The sequence below is a fragment of the Heyndrickxia acidicola genome (assembly GCF_001636425.1).
Lineage (GTDB): Bacteria > Bacillota > Bacilli > Bacillales > Bacillaceae_C > Bacillus_AE > Bacillus_AE acidicola.
The window spans coordinates 1885787-1904911 of sequence record NZ_KV440953.1 but is presented as its reverse complement, the minus strand read 5'-3'; the positions used below and the strand labels follow the sequence as shown (position 1 = coordinate 1904911).

Annotated in this window: 16 protein-coding genes; 13 read left to right on the top strand and 3 right to left on the bottom strand. The window is 37.6% G+C overall.

From position 1 onward, the window contains the following. The first annotated feature begins 566 nt into the window (after nt 1-566). Nucleotides 567-1352: an SDR family oxidoreductase gene (locus A5N88_RS08905; RefSeq protein ID WP_066264949.1), complete on the top strand. Its 786-nt coding sequence runs from the start codon at nt 567-569 to the stop codon at nt 1350-1352. 165 nt (nt 1353-1517) lie between these two features. Continuing rightward, nucleotides 1518-2390, top strand: a complete 873-nt coding sequence (locus A5N88_RS08900) for an NAD(P)-dependent oxidoreductase (protein WP_066264947.1) — start codon at nt 1518-1520, stop codon at nt 2388-2390. A gap of 310 nt (nt 2391-2700) precedes the next feature. On the opposite strand, the gene A5N88_RS08895 is transcribed toward A5N88_RS08900, so the two are convergent. Beyond that, entirely contained in the window at nt 2701-3861 is a 1161-nt protein-coding gene (locus A5N88_RS08895) for an aminotransferase A (protein WP_066270387.1), read from the bottom strand. Between the two features lie 385 nt (nt 3862-4246). Here A5N88_RS08895 and A5N88_RS08890 point away from each other — a divergent pair, with 385 nt between their 5' ends. After that, nucleotides 4247-4741: an RDD family protein gene (locus tag A5N88_RS08890; RefSeq protein WP_066264945.1), complete on the top strand. Its 495-nt coding sequence runs from the start codon at nt 4247-4249 to the stop codon at nt 4739-4741. Between the two features lie 424 nt (nt 4742-5165). Beyond that, the gene (locus tag A5N88_RS08885; RefSeq protein WP_066264943.1) at nt 5166-6068 is read left to right on the top strand and encodes a chemotaxis protein; all 903 of its coding nucleotides are present in this window, start codon (nt 5166-5168) and stop codon (nt 6066-6068) included. A 493-nt stretch (nt 6069-6561) separates the two neighbouring features. On the opposite strand, the gene A5N88_RS08880 is transcribed toward A5N88_RS08885, so the two are convergent. Continuing rightward, the gene (locus tag A5N88_RS08880; protein WP_083953089.1) at nt 6562-7026 is read right to left on the bottom strand and encodes a YkyB family protein; all 465 of its coding nucleotides are present in this window, start codon (nt 7024-7026) and stop codon (nt 6562-6564) included. Nucleotides 7027-7185: 159 nt separating this feature from the next. On the opposite strand from A5N88_RS08880, the gene A5N88_RS08875 reads away from it, so the two are divergent. The 5 genes from A5N88_RS08875 to fadH all read left to right on the top strand — a co-directional run bounded on the left by A5N88_RS08875 (nt 7186) and on the right by fadH (nt 14881). Then, nucleotides 7186-7638, top strand: a complete 453-nt coding sequence (locus A5N88_RS08875; protein WP_066264939.1) for a MarR family winged helix-turn-helix transcriptional regulator — start codon at nt 7186-7188, stop codon at nt 7636-7638. 2 nt (nt 7639-7640) lie between these two features. Next, on the top strand, nt 7641-10724 hold the full coding sequence (locus A5N88_RS08870) for an MMPL family transporter (RefSeq protein WP_066264938.1): 3084 nt from the start codon (nt 7641-7643) through the stop codon (nt 10722-10724). 428 nt (nt 10725-11152) lie between these two features. Further along, nucleotides 11153-13198 carry a sensor domain-containing protein gene (locus A5N88_RS08865; protein WP_232317551.1) on the top strand — a complete coding sequence of 682 codons (2046 nt, stop codon included), beginning with the start codon at nt 11153-11155 and terminating at the stop codon, nt 13196-13198. Between the two features lie 342 nt (nt 13199-13540). Continuing rightward, complete coding sequence (locus tag A5N88_RS08860; protein ID WP_066264937.1) at nt 13541-13762, top strand: hypothetical protein; 222 nt, start codon at nt 13541-13543, stop codon at nt 13760-13762. Between the two features lie 321 nt (nt 13763-14083). Next, nucleotides 14084-14881: a 2,4-dienoyl-CoA reductase gene (fadH, locus tag A5N88_RS08855; protein ID WP_198160207.1), complete on the top strand. Its 798-nt coding sequence runs from the start codon at nt 14084-14086 to the stop codon at nt 14879-14881. Nucleotides 14882-15158: 277 nt separating this feature from the next. On the opposite strand, the gene A5N88_RS08850 is transcribed toward fadH, so the two are convergent. Beyond that, a complete protein-coding gene (locus tag A5N88_RS08850; RefSeq protein WP_066264933.1) occupies nt 15159-15338 on the bottom strand; it encodes a Sec-independent protein translocase subunit TatA/TatB in 180 nt (59 codons plus the stop codon). Between the two features lie 493 nt (nt 15339-15831). On the opposite strand from A5N88_RS08850, the gene A5N88_RS08845 reads away from it, so the two are divergent. From A5N88_RS08845 to A5N88_RS08835, 4 genes are all read left to right on the top strand, one after another. Continuing rightward, nucleotides 15832-16083, top strand: coding sequence for a YkuJ family protein (locus A5N88_RS08845; protein ID WP_066264932.1), 252 nt, complete (start codon nt 15832-15834; stop codon nt 16081-16083). Nucleotides 16084-16643: 560 nt separating this feature from the next. Beyond that, nucleotides 16644-16778, top strand: coding sequence for a hypothetical protein (locus A5N88_RS26100; protein ID WP_260525549.1), 135 nt, complete (start codon nt 16644-16646; stop codon nt 16776-16778). Nucleotides 16779-17018: 240 nt separating this feature from the next. Beyond that, entirely contained in the window at nt 17019-17465 is a 447-nt protein-coding gene (cbpB, locus tag A5N88_RS08840; RefSeq protein WP_066264929.1) for a cyclic-di-AMP-binding protein CbpB, read from the top strand. 108 nt (nt 17466-17573) lie between these two features. Beyond that, nucleotides 17574-19085: an MDR family MFS transporter gene (locus A5N88_RS08835; protein ID WP_066264927.1), complete on the top strand. Its 1512-nt coding sequence runs from the start codon at nt 17574-17576 to the stop codon at nt 19083-19085. The last annotated feature ends 40 nt before the right edge of the window (nt 19086-19125 follow it).

Below are 19125 nucleotides of genomic sequence, written 5' to 3'. Positions count from 1 at the left end.
GATTAGTTGATTTACTTGAGGCAAGTCATTTCTTTCTCATTTTTCCCCCTATTTTTGCTGAATAATACCGAGTATTATTCAGCCTTTTTTTGTTCTTTTCTAAGCGGGCGGGTTCTAGCAAATGCGTTCCAATCAACATGTGGTTAAAGCCAATTGATTAATTGATTTTTAACTATGCCAAAAATTTTAAAGGCTTGAGAAGAGCTTATATTTTATTCATTTTGATTTTTTGATTATACTTAATATGGGCATGAGAAAATCGATAACTAGTTAGTTCAATGTTTTTGAACTTGGCTTTGTTACATTTCTTTGTTGATAACTGCTCGTTTTTCAGCTCAGCTGAAAAACAACAGTGTTCTTTAATAAGGTTCTTTTCGTAAACTTTGCTGCTGTTAGTATAAATGAATCAAGGATACACAGGATTCAGGATTGAAAACAAAATGACTGAAGACGAAAAGATGCCACGACGCCTCACTTATTACGGATTTAACACTTTTACGAAAAGCAACAAAATATGCGAAAACAGCCTTTAATAAAGTCTTTTATTTTGAAAGGAGTGTGCCTCTTTGGAACTTAATTTAAACGGAAAAACAGCTTTAGTTATAGCCTCCAGCCAGGGGTTGGGAAAAGCTATTGCAGAAGGGCTGGTAAGAGAAGGAACGAACGTAATGCTTACAAGTCGCGATGAAGACAAGCTGAAATTGGTAAAAGACGAGCTGTTGTCATTAGAGAAAGGGAAAGTAGAATATTTCCCGTGTGATATTACAGATCCAAGTGCTATCCATTCTCTTGTTGAAAAGACAAATGAAACCTTTGGATCGCTTGATATTCTGATTAATAATGCAGGCGGCCCCCCTGCTGGAAGCTTTGAGCAGCTAAGTGACAAGGAATGGCAGCAATCCTTTGAATTAAATTTACTTTCATACATTCGTATTATTAGGGAATCTCTCCCTATGTTGAAGGTAAATGGAGGGCGAATTATTAATATTGCTTCTTCCTCTATTAAGGAACCAATTCCAGGCTTGATTCTTTCAAATACCTTTAGGACAGGAATTGTGGGCCTTTCCAAAACTCTTGCTGAGGAGTTTGCACCCTACAATATTTTAGTGAATACAGTTGGGCCTGGCAGAATTGCTACTGACCGTGTTAAACATTTAGACCAGGTGAATGCGAATAAGTCTGGAAAATCCATAGAGGATATTGAAAAGGAAGAAAAAGCAGGTATTCCATTAAAAAGATATGGTACACCTGAGGAGTTCGCCAATGTAATTGTTTTTCTCTGCTCAGATGCTAACTCTTATATGACGGGGAGCAGCTTTCTAGTGGATGGGGGAAAAATTAAATCCATATAAGAAACAAAAAGGGTTTGAAAAATAGTGAAGACGGGTAGGGTATGAATATGTAAAGCATTAAATTTCCCACATACCCCCATTTTTTTTGAGGAGCCTTTATAAAGGCTCCCCTTTTTTTGAGAAAATGACATAAGTTTTTTAAAAATTACATAGGAGTGGTGTTACATGGAAAATAAAAGTGTTAAGGTAGGCTTTATTGGAACAGGAGTAATGGGAAAAAGCATGGCAGGACACCTTATGGATGCTGGAAATGAGCTTTTTGTTTATAATCGAACGAAAGAAAAAGCAGCTGAGCTTCTTAATAAAGGTGCTCAATGGTGCTCTTCCCCTGCAGAAGTTGCAAGCAGGGCTGACATTATTTTCACCATTGTTGGTTATCCTCAGGATGTAGAAGAAACGTATTTAGGAAGTAAAGGAATTATCCCGCATGCGAAAGCGGGTTTGATCGTGGTAGATATGACGACTTCTACTCCGACGCTTGCGAAAAAAATTTATGAGGAAGCGAAAAAACACGACATATATGCATTGGATGCACCTGTGTCAGGGGGCGACATTGGGGCTCAAAAAGGTACTCTTACAATCATGGCAGGAGGAGATCAAGAGGTATTTGATAAAGTGCGTCCTCTTTTTGCAGTAATGGGTCAAAACATTGTCTACCAAGGAGCTGCCGGCTCTGGCCAGCATACTAAAATGGCCAACCAAATTGCCATTGCCTCCAATATGATGGGCGTTACAGAAGCGATTGTCTATGCAAAAAAAGCAGGACTTGACCCGGAAACGGTGCTAAAATCGATTAGTGCCGGTGCTGCAGGAAGCTGGTCACTTACGAATTTAGCGCCAAGAATGCTAATAGAGGATTATTCACCGGGTTTCTTTATTAAACACTTTATTAAAGATATGGGCATTGCTCTTAATGAGTCTGAAAAAATGGGTCTTGAACTTCCTGGGTTGTCCATTGCCAAAAAATTGTATGATGAGCTTGCTGAAAAGGGTAATGAAAATGACGGAACACAAGCCCTAATTAAGTATTGGTTATGAGAGAATGATTAAAAAATAAGGCTCAGTTATTCTTGCCTGTTGATTTGCGCTCCAATCAAAATAGGTTTTAATTCAACATTAATCTTTAACATAACCAAAAAAAAGGGAAGCGGTATAATTGATTACTGCTTCCCTTTTTAATAAGGCTTTTTTTATCTTGGGTTCAATAGTCCAAATGGAATTTTTTTCGCAACAACTTTATTAATGTAATCTGTAGTATACTAACTAATTTGTGTAAAACGATGCTTCAAACGAACGAGCAGAAAAAAAGGAGCTTTAGAAAAATTGAAGTTGTAACGACAGGCTTCTCTTATTCTGTCTTTAACTGTTTTATAAATGTTTCCATCCTGTTCAGGCCGATTTCTAATTTTTCTTGAGAGCAGGCATATGAAAGACGAAAATATCCTTCTCCGAATTCTGAAAATGCACTTCCTGGTATAACAGCTACTTTGGCTTTATGGGCTAGCTCCAGAGCAAAATCAAAGGAAGACATATTCGCGTTTTCAGGAAGCTTTACGAAGAAGTAAAAAGCCCCGTCGGGATACACAAATTGTACATCCATTTCCTTTAGCCGCTTTGCAACGTATTCTCTTCGTTTTGTATATTCCTCCCGCATGCCATCCGCATCATTTATCCCCTCAGTTAAGGCTTCCAGTGCAGCTTTTTGAGAAATGGAGGATGCACAGGATACATTGTATTGATGAACCTTCAGGATATGCTTAGCGATGTTTTCTGGAGCAAAAAGCATTCCGATTCTCCAGCCTGTCATTGAATGAGACTTTGAAAGGCCATTAATGAGAATAGTTTGTTCTTTCAGCATAGAAGCGATCGATACATGCTTGCCGCTGTAAACAAGCTCACTATAGATCTCATCTGCAATGATAAAAATGTCTTTTCCTTTTACAAGTTCAGCAATTTCACGCAATTCTTGCTCTGACAGACTGACGCCGGTAGGATTAGAAGGATAAGGAAGAATTATACAGCGAGTTTTTTCAGTCACATAATTTTTAAGCTTTGCAGCAGTTAATTTAAAATTTGAATCGCGGGTATCAATATGAACTGGCTTTGCTCCGCATAATTGAATAATAGGTTCGTAACCAGGGTAAACGGGTCCTGGCAAAAGAACTTCCAAGTCTTCGGATAATATGGCACGAAGAGAAACATCAATTGCTTCACTTGCACCTGTAGTAATTAAAATCTCAGAAGATGGATCATATTCAACAGCGTACTTTGTTTTCATAAATTGCGCCGCTGCCTCTCTCAATTCGAGCATGCCGGCATTATGAGTGTAGATAGTATAATCTTCTTCAATGGCTTTAATTCCTGCACGTTTGACGTGCTCTGGAGTAGGAAAATCCGGCTGACCAATGGTAAATGAGATCATGTCCTCGACATGGCTGACCATATTAAAAAATTTACGTATGCCGGATATTTCTATTTTCTTTACTCTTGGATTGACTAAATGTTCCAAAGCTTTCATCCTTCCTTTGTTATTATTAGTATTTTATCATGATTTTTTAATAAAAGATTAGTATTATGTTATCTATGAATAATATCTTTGTAAAAAGTATCACAATCTATAGAGCTGAACGATTTTACATGTCTGCTCATTTAAATGATAAGGCTCATTTCGTAAACTTTGTTGCTATTTGTATAAATGAATCAAGGATACACAGGGTTCAGGCTTGAAGGCAAGATGACTGAGGACGAAAAGATGCCACAATACCTTACTTATTACGGATTTAAAACTTTTGCGAAAAGCAACAAACTATGCGAAAACAGCCAATGATAAATAAGACCGCAGGTACACATAGCCTGAAATTAAAGGGCTGGAAAGTGTATAGGGAGGATTGAAAATGGAATTACAGCAAGAAGAATGGAAGTACGGCGGATTTTGGAGACGATTTCTTGCGTATGTTTTGGATACGTTTATAATATCTATTCCCTTGGGAATCATTTATTTATTATATTGTTCAATGATAATTATAAATAGCAGAAAGAACGCTCCTCAGGAGTCATCTGTTTTTGCCATTATTACCAATGGAGAGGTAAATATGCTCACAAACACTTCATATGTTTTGTTATTAATCGGGTTTGTTATTTCCGTTATTTATTTTACTGTACTTCATGCATCTAAATTACAAGCTACAGTTGGTAAGCTGGCGTTCGGATTGATCGTTGTAGATGAATCGGGAAATCGCATCACTTTAGGGCGCTCCTTAGGGCGTTACTTTGCCGCAATTCTGTCGACCATTCTTTATATTGGATATATTATTGCTGTATTTACAAAAAGAAAGCAGGCATTTCATGATATTATTGCCAGAACGTATGTAATAAAAAGACCTTGTTAATGAACATTGGTGTTATTAGTTAAGGCTCTTTTCGTAAACTTTGTTGCGATGGGACACAGAAATATCATTTAAAATATATATTCCGTATTAAAACTTGTGAAGATCATACGAAAAGATGCCACGAAGACAGACAACACACGGAATAATCCTTTATACGTAAAGCAACAATCTATGCGAAAACAGCCTTAGTTAAAGTGCGTGCAAAACGTCTGTTTTTCTACTCCATTCAGTTCAGCTGAAAATAAGCAGAAAAAAGAGTACTTATCAATATATAATTCTAATAGAGAATCCTTTATGCTTGGATATCTAATAAGAAGAAAAAACTGTCTGTTATGATAACACCCGGAGCTAAAAAGTTTACCCGAACAAACCGATATAATCCTTGACGTATAAAAGGAACAACGACCATGGAAGGGTGCTTATCATGACGGATAGAAACAAAATTCTGCTTGAAAGCGGAACTAATGAATTAGAAATGATTGAATTTGAAATGGGCAAAAATAAGTACGGAATTAACGTGATAAAGGTTAAGGAAATTATCATGCCAGGGACGGTAACGCCCATCCCTCATGCCCATCCGTACATTAAGGGAATTATTCAGCTCAGGGGAGAGGTCTTGCCTGTTATAAATATGGAAAAAGTGTTGAATCTTCCCCAAGAAAAGTGTCCAACTGAGAAATTTATTGTCACAGAATTCAACCAGCAAAAAGTTTGTTTCCGTGTTCATAATGTTACACAAATACACCGCATCTCCTGGGAACAAATAGAGAAGCCTTCAGATATGTATTCTGCTGCTGATAGTCAAGTCATTGGAGTGGTAAAGCGGGAAGAAGATATGATTTTAATGCTTGACTTTGAAAAGATAATTACAGATATTAATCCAGAAACAGGAATTAATATTCAGAAGCTACGACACCTGGGAGAACGCGAACGTTCAGACAAAAGAATTGTCGTTGCAGAAGATTCTTCTTTATTAAGAAAACTGTTAATCGAAACTTTGGAAAAAGCAGGATATGTAAAGGTTCAATGTTTTGAAAATGGGAAAGACGTTTACAATTATCTTGACACATTGCTTTCTGAAACAACAGATATCTTAAAAGAGGTTCAGCTTGTTATAACGGATATTGAAATGCCATTAATGGATGGTCATCATCTGACCAAAAAGATTAAAGAACATGACCAGTTATCAAAAATTCCTGTCATCATATTTTCTTCTCTTATTACTGAAAGCCTGTTTCATAAGGGAGTAATGGTTGGGGCGGATGATCAGGTAAGTAAACCGGAAATTGAAAAGCTAGTAGAAAAGATAGATCAGTATATTCTATAGTTAAATTTATTTAGTTTAAGTTGAACATACCAGAAGCAGAACTCATAAAAATATTTTTTTAAAAGAGTATATCCTGTGAAAACCGATAGCCAAACAACTGCTATCGGTTTTTTAGTGTAACGTATAAAATCCTTTACTAATTCTGTTGCGACGAGGAAATGTACTTATCGCTGACATCTATTTGCTGGATTCTTTGTTGTCTAACTCCAGCAGTTAAAGAGGATACAGTTGTTTTTTAGTTCATTCGTGTGAAACGGAGGTTTCACACGCCTTTCAGCACAGCTGAAAGGTTACAGTAAAGAAAGGAAACAAAAGCAAACTTGTTTGCTTTTGTTTCCTTTCTTTACTGTAAAATGAACTAAAAAACGAGCAGTTTTCAACATGGAAATTTCTTTATTTCAGCTCACGGTAATCCGTACATCAATTAGTAAGACGCTTGTGCTTTTCCTTATGATAATTCCAAAACGAGATGATGGAGATCACAACAAGGAAATTAGAAAAAGCTCTCGCCCAATTTTTTAAATACAGGCTTATTTTGCTTTCTTGGATTGCGATGTTTGGACGAAGGAGTTTCATCTTTTATACCGGTATAAAATTGCAGAAGCTGTTTTGCCTGGTGCAGGGGCATACGGCATTTTGGATTACGGGAAGAGTAATCCAGTTTTCCTAGATGTGGAAGCTCACCGAAATCCTGTTTGGAAGGAGGAATATGAAATGAATAGTTCCCGCATTTAACCAGTACATCCGATTGCTGCTGGCTCCATTTGGGGTTTTCTGAAAAATGAAGGCCCAATTTCACAGCTTTTCCTTCTTTTATCATTTTCTCAATAGCAGCCTTTTTAAGCTTGTAGAGAAATTTTGGATTTGTTGCTGTCTTTGCATGTCTATTCACTGTAAATATGGCTTGTGAGAGGTTTTCGTTTGTAGGTTTTAACGGAGCGGATGACTGCAGATTCAAACTAAGATCTCCTTTCAGGGTTTAACGGCTTTTGAATTTCCTTTATTATACTACTTTTTAGTGAAGATGGAAAGGTGGGCAGGACGCCGGAAAAAGATTGACATGAAATGGGCATTTATATATAGTTTATACCGTAAACAGTTAAGGGGTTGAACTAATTTGGACAAAACAAAAATCAAGCTTTTAATCCAAAGGTACGAAGACGTTTATTTATTTGCGACCAAAAGTATTTCATCTATCATTTCTGAACAAGTTCTCGAGGATTTATCATTGGAGCAATATTCGATGCTGCGAAGAATACATATAGATGGTCCTGTGCGTGCTTCTGAATTAACGGATAAATTGGGGGTTCACAAAAGTGCCATCACAGCAAAGGTAGAAAAGCTTGTGAATAAAGGTTTAATCACTCGTGAGAGAGATGAAAAGGACCGGAGAAATGTTTACTTAACCACAACTTTAGAAGGAAGGAGTGTTTACGAAAAGGTAGAAGGCAGAATTGTTTCTTTCGTAGAGGAATATCTCGATGATCTTTCACATGAAGATCTTGAAAACTTCGTGAACTTATATGAAAAAATATTATTTATTATTAAAAACCATAAGGGGGCAAACTAATAATGAGATTAATCGTTCGTTTTCGCTGGGTGGTACTGCTCCTTTGGGTGCTGGCTGTATTTTTGCTGGCATGGAAAGCTCCGGGAATGGAGGGCCTTGTTAGGGATAAGGGTCAAATTTCTGTTCCGGATGGCTATCCTTCTAAAATAGCAGAAGAAATAAAAGCAAGGCATTCATCAAAGGACAAAAACACGGAATCCTTTATTGTCGTTTTTCATAGCGCTCAAAAACTCGGCACAAGCCAGATGCAAAATATCCATACAACAATTGATAGATTAAAAGATGATGAGAAAGATCTCAGTATCCGTGATATTACAAACTATTTCGACCAAAAGGACCTGAAGAATCAGTTGGTTTCAAAGGATGGAAAAACCATGCTGGCCCTGCTGGATATAAATAAGGGGAACCAGGAAATAAAGGATATCCGCTCCCGTCTGGACAAGGCAATAAAGACACCAAATGTAGAAACCATGATGACGGGGGAGGCGCTTATAAATGAGGACGTGGTTATTAGCTCTCAGGCAGGACTAAAGAAAACGGAAATTATTACTTTTGTCTTTATTCTTGCAGTATTAGTACTCGTTTTCCGGTCGGTGGTTGCTCCGCTTATTCCTTTAATTACGGTTGGATTTTCGTATATTATTAGCCAATCTGTTGTTGCTATTTTAGTAGATAAGGTTAATTTTCCTTTATCTAACTTTACACAAATATTTTTAGTGGCAGTTTTATTTGGAGTAGGTACGGATTATTGTATTTTACTTCTTAGCCGCTATAAAGAGGAGCTATCCAGCGGGAAGGAGACCATTCCCGCTATCATCAGCACCTATAAAACTGCAGGAAAAACAGTTCTTTTTAGCGGGATTGCAGTTTTAATAGGATTTGCTTCCATCGGTTTTGCGAGTTTTAAGCTCTATCAATCTGCTTCTGCCGTTGCTATAGGAATTGTTTTCTTATTAATCGCATTGTTGACGATTGTGCCTTTCTTTATGGCTACCTTGAAAAAAGGTCTTTTCTGGCCTGTTAAAGGGGATATCTCACATTCTCAAAGTAAATTGTGGGGCCGTATGGGCAATTTGGCGATAGCAAGGCCCCTTATAGCTGTTGGGATCGTTGCCATCATAACCATTCCTCTGTTGATCAGCTACGACGGAAAGCTTTCCTATAATTCACTGGATGAAGTCGGAAATAAATATGAATCGGTGAGAGCATTTAATCTCGTAGCAGACAGCTTCGGGCCTGGAAACATCATGCCGGTTGAAGTTGTACTGGAAAATGATGTGTCAATGAAATCCAAGGATTATCTTGGGCTGATGGAAAAAATAAATAATGATGTGGCAACTGTCAGCCATGTAGATAAAGTGAGGAGTGCAACACGTCCGCTTGGTGAAATCATGAAAGAAATCTATGTGAAAAAACAAGCGGGTTCCCTAAGTCAAGGAATTCAAAAGGGAAATAAAGGAATAGACAAAATAAAAAATGGTTTAAACAGCGCTGCTCAAAACCTTTCTGATTCCAAGCCGAAAATTAATCAAGCTACTTCAGGAATTGGAAGCTTACAAACGGGAACGAAAAGTCTGCAATCCGGCATTGGAGATCTGCAAACAGCCTTAACTAAAATTGAAAAAGGAATTCGTTCAGGCTCTAAAGGAGCGGGAGATTTAAAAGCTGGAGTAGAGCAGGCACAAAAACAGGCAGCTTTTTTACAAAGCAGTACTCAAACCCTGCTCAGTCATTATGATGAAATTCATAACGGAGTAGGAGAAATCTTAAAAAATTACGAGGCCATTCCTTCTCAATTAAATCAAGCCTCAGTTAATTTGAAGGAACTTGCCGGGCGCCATCCGGAAATTGCAGCTGATCCTCAATTTCAAGGAACGATGAAAAACATTGCCATTGCGAATGGAACAGCATCCATTTTGAACAGCAAGCTGTCTGATTTAAATAATGGTTTAAGCCAGGCAAATTCAGCCCTTTCACAAATTACAGGCGGATTAGGCAAGTTTGAATCAGGCTTCACTCCAATCATCAGCGGACTGGCAAGCTTAGAAAATGGGATAGCCCAGGCGGCAGATGGACAGTCGCAGGTGATTGGCAAGCTGCCAGATGTGACATACGGGCTTGGAAAGATTGCAGACGGACAGTCGCAGCTTCAAGAAGGATTTGGTTCACTTGGCGGGCAGCTGGATCAACTGTCTTCCGGCTTAAACCAAAGCGTGGATGGCCTAAACCAAATTGGCACTGGCCTTGACAAAACCGGCAATTACTTAAATAAGCTTTCTCAAACTGCCAGCCTGAAAGACGCCGGTGTCTATATTCCAGACGAACTTTTGACAAATAAGGATTTTCAAAAATCTTTTGATGCGTATGTTTCAAAAGATGGAAAAATGGCCACTTTTGACATTGTATTAGACCAAAATCCATATTCTAATCAAGCAATTGATACAGTAGAGAAAATTTCTGATACCATAAAACGCTCATTGAAAGGCACAAAGCTTGAAAATGCCCAAATTGGAATTGGCGGAGTTTCGAGTATGAACCATGACCTGCAAACCATGTCCAAATCCGATTATAGCCGCACTGTTTCACTGATGCTTATAGGTATTTTTATCGCTTTGGTCATCATGTTAAGGTCACTGATCATGCCAATTTATATGATTGCTTCTCTCCTTTTAACCTATTACTGTTCTATTTCTGTAACAGAAATTGTGTTTGAGCATATACTTGGCTACTCAGGAATCAGCTGGGCTGTCCCTTTCTTTGGCTTTGTTATTCTTATGGCTCTCGGAATAGATTATTCTATATTCTTAATGGACCGATTCACTGAGTATCGCCACTTACAAGTAAAAGAAGGTATTCTGATGGCAATGAAAAATATGGGGACGGTTATTATATCTGCTGCTATTATTCTGGCAGGAACATTTGCAGCCATGCTGCCATCAGGAGTATTGTCCTTGCTGGAAATAGCAACAATTGTCCTCACAGGTTTATTGTTCTATGCTTTAATCTTCTTGCCGCTGCTGATTCCGGTTATTGTGAAATTACTGGGCAAAGCCAATTGGTGGCCATTTATCTCTATGAAAGAATAATATAACAGTGCCTGCTTAAAGATGATGTTCCAGTCACAGGGATATCCATTTTTAAAGCAGGCTTCTTTTTTTCATGAAGGCTGTGTTAAATTCCAATGCGGATAACTGCTCGTTTTTTAGCTTATCCGTGTTAAAAACAACAGTGTTCTTTAACAAAGTTTTCATGAAAGTACTATTAACCAAAGGCTTGGTGCAATGAATATTGATGAATGGTATGGGAGGAAAATGAAAAAACGCTAAACCTTCTCTATTTTTAACCGAAATAAAAAATGGAGGTCTGTTTACATAGTAATAAATTTTTAAATCAACATGATTTTTTCGTTATCATTTATTCTTGCTAACATTCTATTAATTTCGACTTTTTCCTTGTAAAATGATTAATATATAAATAATAAACAATATTAGGGGTTATTAAAAAGGATGATTGTATGAATCAGATTAAAAATGCTATGCCAGCCGTGTACAAGAGACATCCTATTCCATTTAACAAAGAAAGAGCTGAATTTATTTATATTGTTGGTGTAGAGCCTGGGCCTACATTTCGTCTGTTATTTGCTAACGAAGATGGACTTGGAATTGGTAACATTAATATGGGGAATGCGGGAAAGCTTATAGAAGAATTAGTGAATGCTGAAGATTTCCAAGCAGTATATTCAAGCTTTCAAAAAGTTGTGGATACAAAGCGGCCTTTTTGGGTTAAAGAAACAGTACAGAGAAATAATCAGATTCAATCCTACGAGACCCATTTAGAAGGAATGAAGGATAATGAAGGAAATATCCAGTGCATTATTTCAATAACAAGGGAAGTGAGTTCTCTCATTGAAGAGTTTTCCCGGCATCCATTATTTGAATCTAATTCGGATGGAGTCATATCAATCCACGAAGATGGCTCGATAATAGAAGCCAATAATGCTATGGGCAAATTGCTTGGTATTCCGGAAAACGAGCTTGAGAATATTTCCATTTACAGCCTTTTTGAGCAGGAAAAAACTCTAAAGTTGAAAAATCTTCTGGATGCCGCTTTTAAAGGGATAAACCAAGAGCCCTTTTGTCATCTTATCCTAAGTCCTTTCGGGAATGAAGTTAAAGCACAGCTTAAGCTTGTCCCTTTTTATACTGGCGATCAAGTTACTTCCGTTTACATCGTTGTTCGAGATATTACAGAAAACACAAAAAATCTGCAGACAATTGAGTATATGGCTTACCATGATTATTTGACAGGGTTGGGAAACAGGCGGTCGTTAATGGAGGATTTAACGGGACTGGTGGAAAAATCAGGTGGAGATCAAGTGAATTTTGCCGTTCTATATATGGATATAGACCGCTTTAAATATTTTAATGATACATTTGGACATCAGGCAGGCGATGAATTACTCAGACAAATTGCAAAACGATTGAAGGGATTGTTTTTAAAGGAAACGCATCTTTACCGGCAAGGCGGAGATGAATTTGTCATTGTTTTGAAAGACAGCGATAGGAAAAAAGTTTGTACAATTGCACAAAAACTTCTTGTCATATTCCATGAACCCTTCATGATAAATGAGCAGGACTACTATATAACCCCTTCAATTGGGATCAGTATGTATCCCTCAGATGGAAAAGATGCTGAAAGTCTGATAAAAAACGCGGATAGTGCCCTCTATAGAGTAAAACAAAAAGGGAGAGGGCATTTTCAGTTTTACCGTTCAGATATGAATGAAGCATTTCCCAGCTATATCCTTATGGAATCTCACCTGCGGAAGGCCATTGAAAAGAACGAGTTTACCATTCATTATCAGCCGCAGGTAAACTTAAATACGGGAAGAACAACTAGCTTTGAAGCATTGCTCCGTTGGAATAACCGGAAATTTGGGAACGTGCCACCTGCTCAATTTATCCCTCTTGCAGAAGAGACGGGTTTAATTATTTCAATTGGAGAATGGGTGATTGAAACGGTGTGCCGTCAAATTTCAGAATGGCATTTAAAAGGGTACAAAGATATACGGGTAGCTGTAAATATATCGCCTAAGCAATTCCAACAGCCAAGTTTGCCCGTTACGATTTGTGAAGCACTTCAGAAATATGGTCTGCAGCCATCTTCCCTTGAAATTGAAATAACTGAAGGAGCTATGGAGGATACAAGAGTAACTCTTACCATGCTCCAGAGATTAAAGGAAATAGGAGTTATTATTTCAGTAGATGATTTTGGAACAGGGTATTCATCCTTAAATTATCTCAAACAATTCCCAATTGATATTTTAAAAATCGATCAATCCTTTGTTAAAGAAATTCAAGTAAATGAAAAGGACGCTGCCATAACCAAAACAATTATTCATTTAGCGCATAATTTGGGGATGGAAGTAGTGGCTGAAGGAGTGGAGGAAAAGGGTCAGGTGCAATTTTTGCTTTCAGCCAGGTGCCAAAAAGCACAAGGCTTTTACTTCAGTAAGCCCGTAACCGCCGAAGAAATTGAAAAAAAGTTAGAATGCGTTTAATGCATTTTACTAGGTGTATTCTCTTACCCGTATAGGAATCAAGCATAAGCAATCTTAAAACAATATTGCTCATTGCTTGATTTTTTTTATTCTGTATATATTGGGAAGAATTAGATATTTCGTCGATACAGCGGCCAACTTGATCATACAAGGCTTTTTTGGTTGAAATCTGCTGGGTATACATGTATATTTTTTATAATGGCTTAATAAGGTATCTCACTTTATCTCATTTTACTAGTATTTAGTACCGCAACCTTCTCTTTAAACAAATGTATTTCTTCATACACTTCATTTAGCAAGAAAAGAAGGTTCAGTAAAACGAGGAGGAAAGGAGAAATGTGCATGTTAAAGCAACACAAGCAAATGGACATTATGATTGTCCCTACAGAGACGGGAAATGTAAAAATTTTCTCATACGGGTTCATACCACTTGGATCGAGGGGACAGGTATATATAGACTATAACGGCGTAACTATATCTGTAAAAGGCTACCATCGAAAAAAAGCCATTATTCGTGCCATTACCAGATTAAATGAGTCGTTGTTGAATAAAAAAGAAGATTAATATCAAAGTACCGTTTTAAAAGTTTATAAGGAGCCGGCTGGAAAAATCCTTTTCAGTCTGGCTCCTTTATTTATTTCTCTCTGCTGAAGTTTATTTTTAAATGCAGTCAATGGTGAAGTCAGCAGGTAGGCTGGATTCCAGGGGAAAAAGAGGGGCAATGCCGCTCGCGGAAAGCGTGTACCTTAGAGGAAATCAACAGGCAATATTACAGAGAGCCAGGAATTAAAGGTCTGTGTATCAAATATCAACAACATTTTAAATAGATAATTTCAAATATTAATTGAATAATAGTAAAATGAGTAGCGCTTTCATGGTACAATTATGAGTGAATACTCATTCATTGGAGGGGTCAGCGTGAAGGATAAAGTCGTAATTATTACAGGCGGTTCAAGCGGTATGGGAAAATACATGGCGTTAAGATTTGCCAAAGCAGGGGCGAAGGTGGTAGTCACTGGAAGAAGCGAAGAACGGTTAAATGAAGTGGAAAGAGAATTGAAAGAGATTCATTCAGACATATTAACCATTCCTATGGACGTCAGAGAGCCAGAGGATGTCGAAAGAATGGTTCACGAGACAGATAAGGCTTTTGGAAGAATTGATTATCTAGTGAATAATGCAGCAGGCAATTTTATTTGTCCAGCCGAAAAATTATCCGTAAATGGCTGGAATTCGGTGATTAACATTGTTTTAAATGGAACTTTTTATTGCTCAAGGGCAGTCGGTCATTATTGGATTGAAAAACAAGTGAAAGGCAGCATGATAAATATGGTTGCTACATACGCATGGGGAGCAGGAGCAGGTGTCATCCATTCTGCAGCGGCTAAGGCCGGTGTATTGTCGATGACAAGAACTCTTGCAGTTGAATGGGGCATAAAGTACGGGATTCGAGTGAATGCCATTGCACCCGGTCCTATAGAACGTACAGGAGGTTCAGATAAACTGTGGGAATCCGAAGAAGCTGCAAAGCGTACAATAAAAAGCGTGCCCCTAGGCAGGCTGGGAACGCCGGAAGAAATAGCGGATTTAGCTTATTTTATTCTCTCCGATCAAGCAGCTTATATGAATGGTGAATGTATCACATTGGATGGAGGACAGTGGTTGAATCAGCACCCTTTTTAAAAAGGCTGTGTTGAATTTCAATGTTGATAACTGCTCGTTTTTTAGCTCATTTTACAGTAAAGAAAGAATTGAGCTAAAAAACAACAGTATCCTTTAACAGAGCCTTTAAAAAAGAAGCTGCTATTTTAAAATAGATTACAATTTTAGAAGCAATGGATATATCGATAAATTGTCTTCCTAAATAAATCTTTTCGTAAACATATCTTTTACGGAAAGACCGCTAAATAAAAAAGGCCCCCATAGGATGGGAAACCATTGAAAGTTTTGGGAGCCTTTTTTATTTTTTTTCGTCTGGATCAATCTCGGTTTCTGATTCTTTCCCTAGGTTGTTTAATCCCTTTTTAAATTCTCCCAGTGCCTGCCCGGCGGCTTTTCCGATGGCTGGGAGCTTTTTAGGCCCGAATACTAATAACGCTACAATAAGAAGTAAAATGATCTTCCCGACTCCAAATTCCATATGTATTTCTCCTCTCCGTGAAAAAATAGTATAATGAACTTGTAGAAATTGGGTTTCCTCAATCATCTAAAATATAGAATTTATTAACTTTACTATAACCCTATTTATTAGAATATTCAATAATAAAACACATTCATTCCAACCTTAAAATATCTCCATCTTATAGATTAATAAGTGAAGGATTTCTTGATTTTATGCACTTTTTTTCAGAAATATTTGTTTTTGAACTTTCTTTTTGCGTGAAAAAGAAATGTTAGGGAATGATAATATCAGACAAATATCGCTTGGAGGGACTTCTTAAACGAAAATAATAAAATTTTACACGCTGAATAATAAAAAAAACCTTAATAGCCTTTCACAACATCGAAATTTGCTGTAAAATTCCTTGTGGGAGTATTCATCATTAAAAGATGAAAAATCATCATTTTAGAAGATGCCATGATTTCAAACAGCATGTATAAATGCTGTTTGATTATTTGAAAGGAGTATAGATATGTCTCAACTATTAGGGATTATCCAAAGATTAAAAACCATGCAGGAAGCGAAAGACAGCGGTGAAGTACAACAGCGCCGTTTTGAGGTAAATGGGAAAACATTATGCCAGGTGAAATATTTTCCTGCGACAGATACTTTTGAACTGGAAGTATACGATGACGATAAGAAAACAAACAAGTATCAATTTGATGACCTTGACATAACATCCATTGAAATCTTTGATCTGGTTCAGGAAGCCAATCAGGAATAAACTTTCATAATTATTTTTTCATGCAAAGGTGATGACTTTTTAGTCACACCTTTATTTTTTTGGATAAAGTATAAAATTTTTATTTCATAGGATCTGTTAAAGCTCAATGTATTTTACACTGCTTATTATGAATGGAGCTGGAGGCACGAGACTGCTGCTTAGAAAAGTGGGAACGGGGAGACGACCCCGCAGGAGCGTGCAATGATGAGGCTCCAGGCCGCCCCGCGGAAAGCGAGTCCCTAAAAGCGCAAATCAACCAGCGGAAAACCAGAGCACAACCATTGTCTCAGTTAAAGCTCGAAGTATAATTGAATAACATTGATCATTCCGAATATAGTCTGTCTTCATGGCATCTTTTCATAAACTATTCGCAAGTTTTAATACTGACCCTGAACTATTAATCATTTTTTTGTCAAATAGCAATGAAGTTTACGAAAAGAGCCTTTCTCAAAGACCGTTTATAATCATAAAAAAGCTATGCTCTATAATGGTATGTATAATGGTTATAAATAATACTTTTGCATTTATTGATAATAGGAAGGAAAAGGAGGAAAAATGGAATGATTTATATATATATACTTCTTGGAATTCATTTGCTTTTAATGCTGATAATGGCAGCTGAATTAATAAGTACAAAAAAGGAAATAATTGAATTGAAAAATCAAATAAGAAATTATTTTGAAAACCGCAGGTAACTCCTTCCTATCCTTTTGTTCTGTGCTAAAATATTCTAGGGAATATTTAATTACAAGGCTCTGGTAGTCATGCCTGTTGATTTCCCACCCAGGTGCTCGTTTCCCTGCGTTTTGCGGTTGAAAAGTCTCTCCGTTAACCCGCTATTTTAAGCAGGAGTCTTGCGCCCTCCGTTGCAATCACCAACGGGTCAATATCAATATTAAGCTTTCACAGAGCCAATAACAAAGAGGAGTTTTCGAATGATTTCCTTACAAAGCAAGGATTTTTTAGAGCCAAAAATCAGTCATTTTATGATTGAATCTGAGAAAGTTGCGCATGTACAATTGGGCAATAATCTTGAGCACGCCCTTTTAGTTTTAACCAAAAGCGGCTATTCGGCCATTCCTGTATTGGATGCGAAATTTACCCTGCATGGACTGATTAGTTCCTCCGGTATTACCGAAGCCATATTAGGGTTGGAACGTATAGAATTTGAAAAATTAAGTGATATTAAAGTAGAAAGTGTGATGACGAGGGAAATTCCACGTTTACATATTGACGACCAATTTGAAAAAGCACTGGGCCTTTTAGTAGATCATCCTTTTTTATGTGTCGAGGATGACTCAGGTTTATTTGCTGGGATTTTTACCAGAAGAATGCTTTTGAAAAAACTGAACGAGCATGTTCATAAATTAAATCATTTTTAAAGAGGCTCCCATTTGGGAGCCGCATTCTTTTATGAAGTAAGCAGGATATGCTTAAGCAAGCCTTAAAGAAAGTAATCCCAGGGTGTATTACAATATAGGAGAAGAATTATGAGCCAAACTGAAACAATGCAGGGTAACCGTTCAAAGCGCATATATATATTAGTATCTATTATGCTCGCTCAATTTATGGGTGCAATTGAAGGAACAATTATTGCGACGGCCATGCCCTCCATCGTTAATGATTTAGGCGGCTTTTCCTTATATAGCTGGGTTTTCTCAGCCTATTTACTTATGAATACTGTAACCGTTCTTATTTATGGGAAATTGGCTGATTTACTCGGACGGAAGCCAGTATTGATTTTTGGGATTCTAATTTTTTTGATCGGGTCCACCCTTTGTGGATTGGCTGACAATATCCATCAATTAATTGTATTTAGATTTATACAAGGATTCGGGGCAGGAGCCATTATGCCGGTAGCTAGTACAATCGTGGGAGATATATATTCGAATGAAGAAAGAGCGAAAGTTCAAGGCTATTTATCGAGCGTTTGGGGAATTTCAGCTATCGCAGGACCTGCAGCAGGAGGGCTGCTTGTGCAATTTGCGAGCTGGCGATTAGTTTTTTGGATTAACATTCCATTGGGACTGCTCTCAGTAGCAGGACTTTTGCTTTTTCATCGAGAGTCCCGCCAGTCTGTGAAAACAAAAATTGATTATTGGGGAGCAATCCTCATTATGGCTGCCCTTTCTGTATTAATGGTTGTTCTTGTAGAAGCGGGGTCTCATTGGAAATGGCGTTCAATGAAAACGTTCAGCTTTTTATTAGGTTCCATTCTATTGTTTGTCCTTTTTATTTACCAAGAAAAACGTGCAGACGATCCAATGATGCCTTTTGGAATATGGAGGCATAGGCCAATATGGATTGCCAATATGGTTTCCTTCACTGCTGGCATTATGATGATTGGAATTACAACCTATTTGCCTTCTTTTGTGCAAGGAGTAATGGAGAAAAACGCAACTGTAGCAGGATTTACCTTAACGGCTATGTCCATTGGCTGGCCGGTTTCTTCAGCAATCTCCGGAAGGCTTCTATATAAAATCGGCTTAAGGACAACAGCCTTCATCGGTGCTTTTGCATTTATGGTTTCTGGATGCTTATTTGTGTCCATGCAGCCTGGTTTCGGTCCGATATGGGCAGCAGCAGCTTCCTTTTTATTAGGAGTAGGGATGGGCATGACATCAACAGCATTTATTGTGTCGATACAGGGAAGTGTAAATTGGGAACAACGCGGCATAGCTACCGCAGCTAATATGTTTATGAGAAATCTGGGAAATACTTTAGGGGCTGCATTGCTGGGTGGAATTCTTAATAGCCGCATTGCTGTTTTTTTAAACGGGAAAAGAGATCAGACAGGACATATACTGACTTTAAACTCAACAAATTCTCTTCTTAATCAGCAGGAACGGGACAAGCTTGCTCCAGCAGTGAGAAGAATAATTCAGGATGCATTAACCGCCTCGCTGCATACAGTCTATTGGGTTGTTTTCTTATTTGCTGCTGTAAGTTTGGTGTTTATATTTTTTCTTCCAAAAAATGCTCAAGTTAAAAAGAATAAATGAAAGTTGTGAAAAATTACTATATAATATAAGAAAATCTTAT

Coding starts and splice junctions, on each gene's coding strand:
- A5N88_RS08900 (WP_066264947.1), top strand. CDS start 1,518: ATGGAAAATAAAAGTGTTAAGGTAGGCTTTATTGGAACAGGAGTAATG.
- A5N88_RS08890 (WP_066264945.1), top strand. CDS start 4,247: ATGGAATTACAGCAAGAAGAATGGAAGTACGGCGGATTTTGGAGACGA.
- A5N88_RS08885 (WP_066264943.1), top strand. CDS start 5,166: ATGACGGATAGAAACAAAATTCTGCTTGAAAGCGGAACTAATGAATTA.
- A5N88_RS08870 (WP_066264938.1), top strand. CDS start 7,641: ATGAGATTAATCGTTCGTTTTCGCTGGGTGGTACTGCTCCTTTGGGTG.
- A5N88_RS08865 (WP_232317551.1), top strand. CDS start 11,153: ATGAATCAGATTAAAAATGCTATGCCAGCCGTGTACAAGAGACATCCT.
- A5N88_RS08860 (WP_066264937.1), top strand. CDS start 13,541: ATGTTAAAGCAACACAAGCAAATGGACATTATGATTGTCCCTACAGAG.
- fadH (WP_198160207.1), top strand. CDS start 14,084: ATGAGTGAATACTCATTCATTGGAGGGGTCAGCGTGAAGGATAAAGTC.
- A5N88_RS08850 (WP_066264933.1), bottom strand. CDS start 15,338: ATGGAATTTGGAGTCGGGAAGATCATTTTACTTCTTATTGTAGCGTTA.
- A5N88_RS08845 (WP_066264932.1), top strand. CDS start 15,832: ATGTCTCAACTATTAGGGATTATCCAAAGATTAAAAACCATGCAGGAA.
- A5N88_RS26100 (WP_260525549.1), top strand. CDS start 16,644: ATGATTTATATATATATACTTCTTGGAATTCATTTGCTTTTAATGCTG.
- cbpB (WP_066264929.1), top strand. CDS start 17,019: ATGATTTCCTTACAAAGCAAGGATTTTTTAGAGCCAAAAATCAGTCAT.
- A5N88_RS08835 (WP_066264927.1), top strand. CDS start 17,574: ATGAGCCAAACTGAAACAATGCAGGGTAACCGTTCAAAGCGCATATAT.